The sequence below is a fragment of the Pseudomonas sp. B19125 genome (assembly GCF_044218855.1).
Taxonomy (GTDB): Bacteria; Pseudomonadota; Gammaproteobacteria; order Pseudomonadales; family Pseudomonadaceae; genus Aquipseudomonas; species Aquipseudomonas edaphica.
Map to the genome: position 1 here is coordinate 1,721,492 of NZ_CP162589.1, position 13,063 is coordinate 1,734,554.

12 protein-coding genes are annotated in these 13,063 nt (G+C 60.9%); 4 read left to right on the top strand and 8 right to left on the bottom strand.

What is annotated here, in order from left to right; all coding sequences use genetic code 11:
• Positions 1–8 precede the first annotated feature (8 nt).
• On the bottom strand, positions 9–1,532 hold the full coding sequence (locus tag AB4P96_RS07830) for a fumarate hydratase (protein ID WP_010208051.1): 1,524 nt from the start codon (positions 1,530–1,532) through the stop codon (positions 9–11).
• A 217-nt stretch (positions 1,533–1,749) separates the two neighbouring features.
• On the opposite strand from AB4P96_RS07830, the gene AB4P96_RS07835 reads away from it, so the two are divergent.
• Positions 1,750–2,682, top strand: a complete 933-nt coding sequence (locus AB4P96_RS07835) for an iron-sulfur-binding ferredoxin reductase (RefSeq protein ID WP_170039915.1) — start codon at positions 1,750–1,752, stop codon at positions 2,680–2,682.
• Between the two features lie 30 nt (positions 2,683–2,712).
• Positions 2,713–3,462, top strand: a complete 750-nt coding sequence (locus AB4P96_RS07840; RefSeq protein ID WP_395600653.1) for an enoyl-CoA hydratase-related protein — start codon at positions 2,713–2,715, stop codon at positions 3,460–3,462.
• Between the two features lie 161 nt (positions 3,463–3,623).
• Here the strand turns inward: AB4P96_RS07840 and pyk are convergent, their stop codons facing one another.
• Positions 3,624–5,075, bottom strand: coding sequence for a pyruvate kinase (pyk, locus tag AB4P96_RS07845; protein ID WP_017139781.1), 1,452 nt, complete (start codon positions 5,073–5,075; stop codon positions 3,624–3,626).
• Between the two features lie 175 nt (positions 5,076–5,250).
• Here pyk and AB4P96_RS07850 point away from each other — a divergent pair, with 175 nt between their 5' ends.
• Both AB4P96_RS07850 and AB4P96_RS07855 read left to right on the top strand, forming a co-directional pair.
• Positions 5,251–5,625 carry a tol-pal system YbgF family protein gene (locus AB4P96_RS07850; protein ID WP_017139782.1) on the top strand — a complete coding sequence of 125 codons (375 nt, stop codon included), beginning with the start codon at positions 5,251–5,253 and terminating at the stop codon, positions 5,623–5,625.
• 226 nt (positions 5,626–5,851) lie between these two features.
• Complete coding sequence (locus tag AB4P96_RS07855) at positions 5,852–6,211, top strand: PilZ domain-containing protein (RefSeq protein ID WP_026013902.1); 360 nt, start codon at positions 5,852–5,854, stop codon at positions 6,209–6,211.
• Between the two features lie 62 nt (positions 6,212–6,273).
• On the opposite strand, the gene AB4P96_RS07860 is transcribed toward AB4P96_RS07855, so the two are convergent.
• Genes AB4P96_RS07860 through AB4P96_RS07885 form a run of 6 tightly spaced genes read right to left on the bottom strand, consistent with a single transcriptional unit; the run spans position 6,274 to position 12,941 of the window.
• Entirely contained in the window at positions 6,274–7,605 is a 1,332-nt protein-coding gene (locus tag AB4P96_RS07860) for a DUF58 domain-containing protein (protein ID WP_395600654.1), read from the bottom strand.
• Between the two features lie 7 nt (positions 7,606–7,612).
• Positions 7,613–8,608, bottom strand: coding sequence for a MoxR family ATPase (locus AB4P96_RS07865; protein WP_138450157.1), 996 nt, complete (start codon positions 8,606–8,608; stop codon positions 7,613–7,615).
• Complete coding sequence (locus AB4P96_RS07870; RefSeq protein WP_169985155.1) at positions 8,605–9,762, bottom strand: DUF4350 domain-containing protein; 1,158 nt, start codon at positions 9,760–9,762, stop codon at positions 8,605–8,607. Before AB4P96_RS07870 ends, AB4P96_RS07865 begins: the two co-directional genes overlap by 4 nt.
• Entirely contained in the window at positions 9,759–11,285 is a 1,527-nt protein-coding gene (locus AB4P96_RS07875) for a DUF4129 domain-containing protein (RefSeq protein WP_395600655.1), read from the bottom strand. Before AB4P96_RS07875 ends, AB4P96_RS07870 begins: the two co-directional genes overlap by 4 nt.
• Positions 11,272–12,252 carry a stage II sporulation protein M gene (locus AB4P96_RS07880; RefSeq protein WP_395600656.1) on the bottom strand — a complete coding sequence of 327 codons (981 nt, stop codon included), beginning with the start codon at positions 12,250–12,252 and terminating at the stop codon, positions 11,272–11,274. The genes AB4P96_RS07875 and AB4P96_RS07880 overlap by 14 nt, the downstream gene beginning before the upstream one ends.
• Positions 12,249–12,941 carry an RDD family protein gene (locus tag AB4P96_RS07885; protein WP_017139789.1) on the bottom strand — a complete coding sequence of 231 codons (693 nt, stop codon included), beginning with the start codon at positions 12,939–12,941 and terminating at the stop codon, positions 12,249–12,251. Before AB4P96_RS07885 ends, AB4P96_RS07880 begins: the two co-directional genes overlap by 4 nt.
• Positions 12,942–13,063: the final 122 nt, after the last annotated feature.

Below are 13,063 nucleotides of genomic sequence, written 5' to 3' on the forward strand. Positions count from 1 at the left end.
GGAAGTGCTTACTGCACTTCGACCGCCAGGCTTTCACTGATCTTCTTCTGCCAGATGGCAGGACCGGTGATGTGTACGGATTCGCCCTTGCTGTCCACCGCAACGGTGACCGGCATGTCTTTGACGTCGAACTCGTAGATCGCTTCCATGCCCAGTTCGGCAAATGCGACAACGCGCGACTTCTTGATGGCTTGCGCCACCAGGTAAGCAGCGCCGCCCACGGCCATCAGGTACACGGCCTTGTGGTCCTTGATCGCTTCGATCGCAGTCGGGCCGCGCTCGGATTTGCCGATCATGCCCAACAGGCCGGTTTGCTCGAGGATCTGACGGGTGAACTTGTCCATCCGCGTGGCCGTGGTCGGGCCAGCCGGGCCAACCACTTCTTCGCGCACCGGATCAACCGGGCCGACGTAGTAGATGAAGCGACCCTTGAGGTCCACCGGCAGGGTTTCGCCCTTGTTGAGCATCTCGACCATACGCTTGTGAGCTGCGTCGCGGCCGGTGAGCATCTTGCCGTTGAGCAACACGGTTTCGCCCGGCTTCCAGCTTTGTACTTCTTCCGGGGTCAGGGTGTCGAGGTTGACGCGGCGGGCCGACGGGCCGGCTTCCCAGACGATTTCCGGGTAGGCGTCCAGCGGTGGTGCTTCCAGCGATGCCGGGCCTGAACCATCGAGCACAAAGTGTGCATGACGGGTGGCGGCGCAGTTGGGGATCATGCACACCGGCAGCGAGGCTGCGTGGGTCGGGTAGTCCATGATTTTCACGTCGAGCACGGTGGTCAGGCCACCCAGGCCCTGGGCGCCGATGCCCAGTTGGTTGACCTTCTCGAACAACTCCAGGCGCATCTCTTCGATACGGTTCTGCGGGCCGCGCTTTTTCAGCTCGTGAATGTCGATGGACTCCATCAACACTTCCTTGGCCATTACCGCAGCTTTCTCGGCGGTGCCGCCGATGCCGATGCCGAGCATGCCCGGTGGGCACCAGCCGGCGCCCATGGTCGGAACGGTCTTGAGCACCCAGTCGACGATCGAGTCGGACGGGTTGAGCATGGCCATTTTCGACTTGTTCTCGGAACCGCCGCCCTTGGCTGCCACGTCCACTTCCACGGTGTTACCCGGGACGATGGAGTAGTGGATTACGGCCGGAGTGTTGTCCTTGGTGTTTTTACGCGCACCGGCCGGGTCGGCCAGGATGGAAGCACGCAGGACGTTCTCCGGCAGGTTGTAGGCGCGACGCACGCCTTCGTTGATCATGTCGTCCAGGCCCATGGTGGCGCCGTCCCAACGCACGTCCATGCCCACGCGCACGAACACGGTAACAATACCGGTGTCCTGGCAGATCGGGCGATGGCCGGTGGCGCACATGCGCGAGTTGATCAGGATCTGGGCGATGGAGTCACGGGCTGCCGGCGATTCTTCACGCAGGTAGGCTTCGTGCATGGCCTGGATGAAGTCAACGGGGTGGTAGTAGGAAATGAATTGCAGGGCGTCGGCAACGCTCTGAATCAGGTCGTCTTGCTTGATCACGGTCATGAGTCGCGCTCCTCTATAAGGGAACATTCAATAAAGGTGGCTTCAGTGTTGCATCGGTCGGCTGAAACCACCTTTCCAAGGCACGCCACAGTGGTGCAAGGCGCGACGCTAAAAAGGCGCGGCAGTATAACCCGACGCGGTGGCCGATACACCCGACTATGGTCAAACTGTCGCAGGCATGATTCCCTGTGCCGGTCCCTTCTGATTGAGCCTTTATATGCCTGAACTGCACGTCGGCGAACGCCACTGGTCGGTAGCCACCGGCAGCAACCTGCTGGATGCCTTGAATCTGGCGGGTGTGGCTGTGCCCTACAGTTGCCGGGCGGGCAGTTGCCATGCGTGCCTGGTGCGTTGCCGGGGTGAGGTCGATGATAAGCAACCCGATGCCCTGAGCCCGGCGCAGCGCCAGGACGGTTGGCGTTTGGCTTGCCAGTGTGAAGTTGTCGCAGATTTACAGGTTGAAGCATTTGACCCACTGCACGATGGTTTGCCCGCGCAAGTGGTGGGCGTCGACTGGTTGAGCCCCGAGGTACTGCGCCTGCGCCTGCAACCCGAACGTGGCTTGCGTTATCGGGCCGGGCAACATCTGGTGCTGTGGGCGGGGCAGGTGGCGCGCCCGTATTCGTTGGCCAGCTTGCCGCAGGAAGACCCGTTTTTGGAGTTTCACCTCGATTGCCGCCTGCCCGGCGAATTCAGCGATATTGCTCGGCAATTACAGGTGGGCGACAGCCTGCGCCTCGGCGAATTACGTGGCGGGGCACTGCAATACGATCCTGACTGGCAATCGCGGCCGCTGTGGCTGCTGGCATCCGGCACGGGGCTTGGGCCGTTATGGGGCGTGCTGCGCGAGGCACTGCGCCAGGATCACCAAGGCGCCATTCGCCTGATTCACCTGGCCCATGATGCCGATGGGCATTATCTGGCCGAACCCTTGGCGCAATTGGCCGCGCTGCACGCGAACCTGACTGTGGAGCTGTGGACGGCGGCTGAGTCGGCCCAGGCATTGGCGCAACTGCGGCTTGTTTCGCGGCAAACTCTGGCCTTACTCTGCGGGCACCCCGCCAATGTCGAAGCGTTTTCCAAACGCCTGTTCCTGGCGGGCTTGCCGCGCAATCAACTGCTGGCTGATATGTTCCTGCCGCGTGGTTGAGCGCTGACTTTTCCAGCCGCGAGATTCGCCATGACCGACGCCATCCTGCTGCAACGCGAAGGCGGGCTGCTGACCCTGCAGCTCAATCGCCCCGACAAGAAAAACGCCCTGACCCGCGCCATGTACACCCAACTGGCCAAGGCGTTGGAGCAGGCTGATGCGGACTCAGGTATCCGTGCGGTGCTGATCCAGGGCAGCAATGAGTGTTTTACCGCCGGCAACGACATAGCCGACTTCCTCGAACAGCCGCCCAGTGATCTGGACAGCCCGCCGTTTCACTTCATGAAAAGCCTGCTCAACTGCCGCAAGCCGGTGATCGCGGCGGTGGCGGGTGCGGCGGTCGGCATCGGTACGACCCTGTTGCTGCATTGCGATCTCGTCTATATCAGTCGCGATGCGCGCTTGCGCATGCCTTTCGTCAACCTGGGGCTGTGCCCGGAGTTTGGCTCCAGCCTGATCCTGCCTCGGCTGCTGGGGCATGCTAAAGCGGCTGAACTGTTGCTGTTGGGCGAAGGCTTTACCGGCGAGCAGGCGGCGGCGTGGGGCATTGCTACTGAGGCGATGGGTAGCGGTGAAGCGGCGCTGGTCAAGGCGCGGGAAGTTGCGCAGCGCTTTGAAACCCTGGCGCCGGGAGCAGTGCAGGTCAGCAAACAGTTGATGAAAAGTGTCGACCGTGAACAGTTGCGGCAGGTGATTGAGGTCGAGGGGGCGTTGTTTGTGCAGTGTTTGAAGTCACCGGAGGCGATTGCGGCGTTGTCGGGGTTTATTGCCCGGCGTTGATGACGCCATCGCAGGCAAGCCAGCTCCCACAGTTGACCGCATTCCAATGTGGGAGCTGGCTTGCCTGCGATGAGGCCCTTTGATTCAACAGGTTCCCAGGCCTTTAAATACAAAAAAACCCGCCATTCACATGGCGGGGCTTTTGTTTTTCAGCGTGTCACTCAGAACTGCGGGTCGCCCACGTGCAGGATCTTCATGCCATTGGTGCCACCGGTGGTGTGGTAGCTGTCGCCCTTGGTCAGGATGACCCAGTCACCTTTCTCTACGACGCCACGCTTGACCAGTTCGTCGATTGCCTTCTGGCTCACTTCGTTAGGGGCCAACGAAGCTGGATCGAACGGAATGGTGTACACGCCACGGAACAATGCCGCACGGGCCTGGGCTTCGCGGTGTGGGGTGAACGCGTAGATCGGTACCGACGAACGGATACGCGACATGATCAGCGGGGTGTAGCCACTTTCGGTCAGGGCAATGATCGCCTTGACGCCCGGGAAGTGGTTGGCGGTGTACATGGCAGCCAGGGCGATGCTCTGGTCGCAGCTTTCGAACACTTTGCCGATGCGGTGGCTGGAGGTCTTGCTGGTCGGGTGCTTTTCGGCACCGACGCAGATACGCGCCATGGCCTGTACGGCTTCCAGCGGGTAAGGGCCGGCAGCACTTTCAGCCGAGAGCATCACGGCGTCGGTGTAGTCGAGCACGGCGTTGGCCACGTCGGACACTTCGGCACGGGTTGGCATCGGGTTCTGGATCATCGACTCCATCATCTGGGTCGCTACGATCACGGCCTTGTTGTGACGGCGTGCGTGCAGGATGATCTTCTTCTGGATACCGATCAGCTCGGCGTCACCGATTTCCACGCCCAGGTCGCCACGGGCAACCATCACAGCGTCGGATGCATTGATCAGGGCATCGAGGGTTTCGTCATCGGCCACGGCTTCGGCACGTTCGATCTTCGCCACCAGCCAGGCAGTACCGCCGGCTTCGTCGCGCAGCTTACGGGCATATTCCATGTCGGCAGCGTCGCGTGGGAAGGACACGGCGAGGTAGTCCACTTCCATTTCGGCGGCGAGCTTGATGTCGGCCTTGTCTTTCTCAGTCAGGGCCGGCGCCGTCAGGCCACCGCCGCGACGGTTGATGCCTTTGTGATCGGACAACGGGCCACCGATGATCACGGTGCAGTTCAGCTCCGTCGAGGTGGCCGTGTCGACGCGCATCACCACGCGGCCGTCGTCCAGCAGCAGTTCGTCGCCGACGCCACAGTCCTTGACCAGATCCGGGTAGTCGATACCGACGACTTCCTGGTTGCCTTCGGTCAGCGAATGGCTGGTGGAGAAGGTGAACTTGTCACCGATCTTCAGCTCAATGCGCTTGTTGGCGAATTTGGCGATACGAATTTTCGGGCCTTGCAGGTCACCCAGCAGTGCCACAAAGCGGCCGTGCTTGGCGGCCAGGTCACGCACCAGCTTGGCGCGAGCCTTGTGCTCGTCCGGGGTGCCGTGGGAGAAGTTCAGACGGGCAACGTCCAAACCAGCCAGAATCAGCTGTTCGAGGACTTCCGGCGAGTTACTGGCCGGGCCAAGGGTGGCGACGATTTTGGTACGACGGACGGACATGCACAGACTCCTGAGTTCAAGCGCTGGGGAAGGCTACTATGCTCTTTGGTTGTAGTCATTGTTCGTTTGCACTACTTATCGAAGATTCGCTTGTTTTCGCTCCAATTGAATAGATGAACATCCTTGAAGATTTTCGACGCGGGGTCGATACACTGCTCAAGACAGGAGAACCCCCATGCGAATTTTGCTCATTGCTGCCCTGGCCGTCAGTGTTGTCGGCTGTACCCGCTGGTCGATGGACCATCATTTGAACAACGCTTACCGCGCCTATGGGGTGGGTGACTGCGAGCGTGTCACCCTGGAGTTGTCCCAGGTAGACCGCGAGAGCCGTACCCGTCGGTATGTGCAACCGGAAGTTTCGATGCTGCGCGGGCAATGCCTGGAGCGCCAGAAGCTGTTCGTCGATGCGGTGCAAACCTACCAGTTCATCATCAATCAGTACCCGTCCAGCGAGTACGCCTATCGTGCCCGTGCTCGGCTCGACACCCTGCAGCAACTGGGCCATTACTCCGGCGCGAGTGTCGCGCAGCCACGGCCCGCATCACTTTGATGATATTTGTCATTCCATAGCTGGCCCGTCGCCAGTCTTAAGCTATTCTTTGAATGTCTGTTTGTACAAGTTTATGTTCAATCGGATGGATTGCTTGGGATTGGCAGTTGTAAGGCGATCAAGCGCACGCTGGATTCGCACCAATTTCCAGGGAGAGCGAACATTCAGTGTTCGTTCCGAATAACTGGCGCGGCCACTGATCTGGCCAATGGATGGCGATTTCATCATGTTTACCGACCGAAGGATTGAGCGGCATCAGCTGTCTGGTTTCTTGAAAGTGTTCAACCGGCTGACGGATAAGCCTATTGGCTACTTGGGGAACGTGTCCGAAGATGGGCTGATGTTGATCAGCCAATTACCCATGATGGTTGACGTGGCGTTTGAACTGCGTTTGAAAATCCCTCTGGCAGACGGTGATTTCCAGGCAATTGACCTCACAGCGATGTGCTTGTGGAGCCACGAAGATGTTAACCCGCAGCACTATGACTCAGGGTTTCGCGTGGTCGAAGCGCCTGAGGCATACGGGCACTTGATAAGTGCCTTGTATCATTACTTCACCTTTGATCCTCTGCAGGCTTCCGCCTAGACGTTGCGCGCTGTCGACCCGGCTCGGACGTGGTTAGCCGAGCTTGTGGTCGTGTGCTTGAGTCATAAAACACCGGCCTTTTTCCAGCCCAGATAGCGCGTCACCAGTGCAGCCCCCAGCCCCGAAGGTGGCGTATCCAGCACCGACAAACCGTGGGCACTCAAGCGCTCATGCAGATCGTTTCTCTTGTTGAGATAGTCGACAGTCCCGCAGTAGGCCAGCGCTTCAGGCAAGGTTTGAACCGGGGCCTGGCGCAGTTGGTCGAGTGTGTCTTCGCGCAGGCTGGCGACCAGCACCCGATGTTGCCGGCTGATGCGCTTAACGGCTGCGAGTAACTCCTCATCATCTTCATCGCGAAGATTGGTCACCACGATCACTAATGCCCGACGTTTCTGTCGGGCCAGTAATTGGCTGGCGGCGGCTGCATAATCGGCAGTGCGTCGGGTGGTGTCGAGGTCGTAAACGGCATTGAGTAATACGTTCAGTTGGCCGCTGCCTTTGACGGGTGCCAGGTAGCGTGGCTGGTCACAGGCAAAGGTGCACAGACCCACCGCATCGCCTTGGCGCAAGGCGACGTAACTGAGTAAAAGGCAGGCATTGAGGGCGTGGTCGAAGTGAGCGAGCTCCGCGTCCTGGCTGCGCATGCGTCGGCCGCAATCGAGCATGAGCACTATCTGCTGGTCGCGTTCGTCCTGATATTCCCGGGCGATGGGCGTGCGCTGGCGCGCGGTGGCCTTCCAGTCGATCTGTCGCAGGCTGTCGCCTTCGCGAAACTCGCGCAACTGATGAAACTCCAGCCCCAACCCGCGTCGTGGGTGCTGGCGAACCCCTAATTGGCTCAACCAACTGTCCACGCCCAGCAGTTGTGCGCCGTACAAACGGGCAAAGTCAGGGTAGACCCGCGTTGTATCCCGGGCTGCAACAAAACGCCTCGCAGACCACAACCCGAAAGGGCTGGGCAGGTGAATCTCACTGCGACTGAAACTGAAGTGGCCGCGCCGCAAGGGCCGCACTCGATAGCCCAGTTCGCTTCGCTGGCCCGGGAGAAGCTCGATGGACTGCGGCATATTCTCCACGCTCAGGCCGTCAGGTGCGTGGTCAAATACTTGCACGGTCAGCGGCTGCGGGTAGTCATGTTCAAGGGTCAGGCGTACCTCACCCCAGCGGCCCAGGGCCAGGCTGCCGGGCATCTGCCGTTGCACCCGTGGGCAGGGAAGGCGCCGCAGGCGCAGGGCGTCCAGCAGTGCCAATAGAAACAGCGCCAGCAGCAGGCCCCACGCCACTGAATGCAGCGTGTCGGGCACTTTGAGCTGGAGCGCCGTAGCCGCGCCCAAGAGGATGTTCAAACCCGAGAGGACGCCGAGCCAGATCAGCAGCAGACGAGTTGGCTTCATGGTCGGGTCATTGCCGAGGTGCCGAAATCTGGTCCAGCAGTTGCTTGAGCACCTGATCCACTTCCAGCCCGTCAATGTCCAATTCGGGGGCAATACGCACGCGATGGCGCAGCACCGCCAAGGCGCAGCCCTTGATATCGTCCGGGGTAACAAACTCGCCGCCGCGTAGCAAGGCCCGGGCGCGGGCGCCGCGAACCAGGGCGATGGAGGCACGCGGGCCTGCACCGATGGTCAGCCCCGGCCAACTGCGAGTGGCGCGGGCCAGGCGCACGGCGTAGTCGAGTACTTGCTCATCCAGCGGCAGTTCGCTGGCAATTTGCTGCAACTGCAACACGTCCTCTGCCTGCAGCACCGTGCGCAATGGCTGCACATCCAGCATGTCGGCCCTGGAGGAGCGGGTGACTTCGCGGACCATCTCCAGCTCCTGCTGCGCATCGGGGTAGTCCATGCGTACTTTGAGCATGAACCGGTCCAGCTCGGCCTCGGGCAGGGGGTACGTGCCTTCCTGTTCGATGGGGTTCTGGGTCGCGAGCACCATGAACGGTTGGCCAATGGGCAGCGCTTCGCCCTCGAGGGTGACTTGGCGTTCCTGCATGGCCTCAAGCAGGGCGGCCTGGGTCTTGGCGGGGGCGCGATTGATTTCATCGGCCAGCAACAGGTGGGTGAACAGCGGCCCCTTGCGCAGCTTGAACTGCTCACTGTGCAGGTCGTACACCGCGTGGCCGGTGACATCGCTGGGCATCAGGTCCGGGGTGAACTGAATACGTGCAAAGTTGCCACCAAAACAGCGTGCCAACGCGCGAACCAACAGGGTTTTGCCTAGGCCCGGTACACCTTCGAGCAGTATGTGGCCACCTGCGATCAATGCGGTCAGCACGTCGTCGATCACCTGGTCCTGGCCAATCACCGCCTTACGCAGTTCAACACGCAGAGCCTGTGCCTGCTGGCTGGCCTTTTGAAGGCTTTCGGCAGTCGGGGCGGTGGCTGATGGAAATTCGCTCATAGGGCATTCCTGAGGGTTTGCAGGCTCGCCACCTGACGGCTGAAATCGGCGCTGGTGAGCCGTTTTGCCGGGAGTGGGTCGAGGGCCTGGCGGATGACGTGGGAGGGTTGGCGCGTCAGGCGTTCGAGGACCTGCCATTGTTCGTCGCTGTCGAGGTGTTCAAAGCCTGGGTGGCGTCGTCGTGCAGCCCGCTGGATATCACGCTGCAAGGCGTGCAGCAGCGTGCCTTGGCCACTGCGGCGCAGCAGGAAGTCGGCACTGGCCTTCAAATGTTCCTGTAACTGGCGACGTGCCTTTGGCGCGGGCGCCTGGGTCGGCCCCTGGCGCATGCCGGCGTGCCAGAGTGCCAGGGCAATCAGTGCGCAGAGCGCCACTAACGCCTGGGGGAAGTTGCGCATTAGCAGGGTGAGCAGATCGTCTACGTCGCTGTTGAACAGCAGTGTTACATCCGTCCCCCGGTTGAGATACCACAACAGCCAGGCGTTATCGTGTTTGCCGATGCCTGGGGTTTTCCACAAGTCGCTGTCGGTTACAACCGTTACGGTGCCTTGACCGAAGTTGCGTTGCATCAAATGGCTGGACTTGCCGCTGTTGGCGGAGAACTGCGCCAGGTGTCTGGGGTCGGTGAGGTTGAAGTCGGTATCGAAGCTGAAATAGGTCGGGGCGGTCTCATTGTCGACGTAGAGCTTGGTCAGGTCCGGTACTTTCTTTTTGCGTGGGGAAGCAGGCTCGTCAAGGCCCTCGCTGAGTGTCTGGTGGAAGCCCAGCTGATCCAGCAGCAGGTCGCCGCTTTTACCGGTTTCCTCATCCCAAAGCGCTTCGGCAACCAGCAGCAAATGGCCACCGGATTTTGCCCAGTCCAGCAGTTGCTCAGCCTGGCGCGGGGTCATGTTGCTGCGCTCGCCCAGCAATACCAGGCTATGCCCCTTGGCTGGCTGGTCGGCCAGGTGCTCAAGGCTGTTGGCGTGTTCCACGGCCAGGCCCTGCTGGCGCAGGAAGTATTCAGCCGCCAGGTAGGGGTTGGCGATGGCTTGTGGCGATGGGCCGCGATCGACTATTTCGTCGTAGGGGATCGCCTTGTGCCAAACATAAAGCCCACCTGCTCCAAGCACACAGGCCAGCAGCAGGCCGACCCACAGCATGGGGCGGTTCATTGGGCGGCTCCCGTACTGAACAGGGCGCGCCAATCGCGGCACAGTTGCTGTTGTACCAAAGCCGGCGGCAGGCGGTGGCCATAGGCGAGGTTTTGCCAGTGGTGTGTCAGTGCATCACTGAAGGCCAGCAGTTGTGGCTGTTGCAGTTGGTGGATGCGCTCCAGGACCTGGCCTTCGGTATCGGCGCTTTTCAGGGGCAGGTTGAAGTCGTGCAGCAGTCGGTTGAGCAGGCCGCGATACAGCAGGCCGAGAGCTTCCCTGGGGTGGGTGGACCACAGCTGTTCGGCGGTGCTGGCAATGTCGTCAGGCAAGGTCTCGCTGCCCAACGCCAGGCCGAACAATTGTGCAGGGGCCGCTTTGGCGGTTTTGGCTTTGGCTGGCCCGCGTCGACTGACGAAGGTGTGCAGCCACTCCCGATAGCGCCAGACAACTAGCGCGAGGCCAGTCGCCAGCAGGCCCCAGAGCAGTACCTCCAGGCCGAGGGCGGCGTTTTTGAAGGTATTGCTGTTGAATCTGTCCAGTAGCGCCTGAAGCCAGGCCGGAAGTTTACCGTCACCCTTTACCTTGTGTTGCGCGGCGTTTTTTTCGTCGCCAAAACGGTAGCGAGTGACGGTTTCCGGGTGCTTGAACGGGGGGCTGTCCAGCAGCGCCTTGATCGATTGGCTGGCGGCCTGGGTGGTGACTTGTTTGGCCGGTCCGGGCTCGTCCGCCATGACGGGGCGGCTGAATGGCACGAGCATCAGCCCAGCCACCAGCAGCAACGTTGCGACGCTGCTCAGGCGTTGGCGTAACCGGCGGAACACCAGTTCAAGGTCCCAGGCTTCCAGCACGGTGCGGCGGTTGAGGTACAGGCTGAAGCCGCAAGCGACATAAATGGGCTCCCAGAACACCAGAATCAGTGCGTAGAAGGCGTTACTCAAATGCTCCAGCCACAACCCTTCCGAGCCGCTTGCCAGTGCCAGCCGTTGCCAGTCCCAATCGAGTTCCAGTTGCTGCGGGATGAACAGGTAAAACAGTGCCATGCAACCGAACCACAGGCCGATTTCCATATGCACGCCAAGGGTGGTCAGCCAGCGTGCGGCGCCGGCGTTGCGTTGCAGCAGCACCCCCAGGCGTATTTGACGGGCATTGCCATCCAGGCCTTCAAGCTGGCTCACCGGCATCACAAAGCTGCGGCTCAGGCTCAGTCGCCTCCAGGTCAGGCTGGCCAGCAGTTGGCCTTTGAGCAGGCGCGGCCACTGGCGCACAGCCTGCTTGAGGCTGGGTGTCTCGCCAAACAAGGCCTTGGAGAGGATGTACAGTGGCAAGCGGTCAAAGGCCGGTTTTAACCACCAGAACACAAACATGGCCATGGACGGGTATCGCCACAGCAGCACGGTCAGCAAAATGAATATCGGCAACGTCACCATTGCCCAACTGCTCATTAACAGCAGTCGATGTTCCTGGGCCATCAGTACGCCCAGGTCCATGGCTTCCCAGGAGGTGCGGGGCCGAATTACCACGCTGGCCTCACTCAGGCGCATGGTTAGTACGTCCAGCAAGCGTGAGGTAGGCGGCAACCAGCAGCCACAGCCCGGCGCCCGTTGAGTATTTGATCCAGGGCGTGATCGTGGTGGAGGAAGACCAATAGGCTTCAATAAACGCCGCGATCAGCAGCAATAGCATGACGCCGCAAAGCATCCGCACGCTTGTGCGTGCCGCCAGCCGCAGGGATTCGCCGCGAGTCAGGTGCCCGGGAGCAATCACCGCCCAGCCCAATTGCAAGCCTGCCGCCCCGGCCAGGGCGATGGCCGTGAGTTCGAAAGCACCGTGGCCGATGACAAACGACCAGAAGGTCTGGCCATAGCCGATCTCGGTGAGGTGGCCGGAGATGGCGCCGATGATCAGGCCATTGAAAATCAGAAAGAACACGCTGCCCAGGCCGAACAGCAAACCGGCGGCAAAGGTCTGGAAGGCAATCCCGATGTTGTGCATCACGTAGTAGCCAAACATCATCCAGTCCTCACTGGACGCGCGGTCGGCAGCACGCCCCAGGTGGCCAGCATCCGGGTCATACATGCTGTGCATTTCGGCGACCTGCGCGGGGCTCACGATGCTGTAGATAAGGTCTGGAAACAGGTAGACCAGCAACGCAACGCCCACCAGGCTGCCGAAGAACAGCACGCCGGCGATTAACACGAAACGCCATTGTTCGCGCACCAGGCGCGGGAAGCCCGCCAGGATGAAACCCAGTACATTCGCGCCCAATTGGCTGCGGTGGCGATACAACTGCTGGTGGCCCCGCAGCGCCAGTTGTTGCAGGGGATCTATCAGATAGCTGCTGTAGCCACGCTCCTGGGCCAGGGCGAGGTGCTGGCACAGGCGTCGATAATGGTGGGGGAAGTCAGACATATCGCTGGCCTTGGCCTTGCCTTGCTCCAACTGTATGAGTTGTGCGGTGAAGGCTTGCCACTGCGGCTGATGGCGGCTCTCGAACAGGCTCTGCTTCATGCTGGCCCCACTAAGCCGCGCGCCACGCCATTGAGTTGTTCTACCGCGCGAGCCGGCGATACGTGTAACGGCGTTGCCAGGATGGACGCCAGTTCGTGCACCCGATCGGCGGACAACTCACTTTGGCGTTCAGCGAAACCCAGTATGGCGCGTTGTTCGCTCAGCTCCAGCGTGAAGGGCAGGCGCAGGGCGGCGGCTTGAGGCACCTTGGGGCGCGCCAGTGGCTGTTCGCGGTAGACCACCAGGGTGCCCGCAGCGAGGTCGCCGAGCCGTTTGAAGTGAGGGTGTTGCAGGCAACTGATGGCGCCGAGGAAGTAGCCCAAAGGCAGCATGTCGACAAAGCGCAGCAGGTTGCGGATGAGTGAAGCTGGCCAGCCAATGGGTGTGCCGTCGTCCTGAATGACGCGCAAGCCCATGACCTGCTTGCCCGGAGAGCAGCCCTGGTTAAGGACTTCGAACAGCACCATGTACCACCAACTAATCAGGAACAGCAGCAGCGAGCCCAAGCCAATACCGATATTGCCAAGCAACGCCAGCGGCACGAGCAGGATACCCATGATCAGGCCGCGCAGTCCCAGGTCGAAAGCAAAAGCCAGTGCGCGTGGCATCAGGCCGGCCGGGCGCAAGGGCAAGTCTATGCCCTCGGGGGTCTCGATCGGGTAGTGGGTATCCAATGGAACTGATGGCATCGCGATCCTTGGCAGTGCGGGCGGCTTGAAGACACGGATGCTAGCAGTGTCGACGGTGGAAGCAACCTTTCAAGGTTTTGCTGGATGTTTGTACAGTAATCTATCGCTGGCCCCGAGTGCCT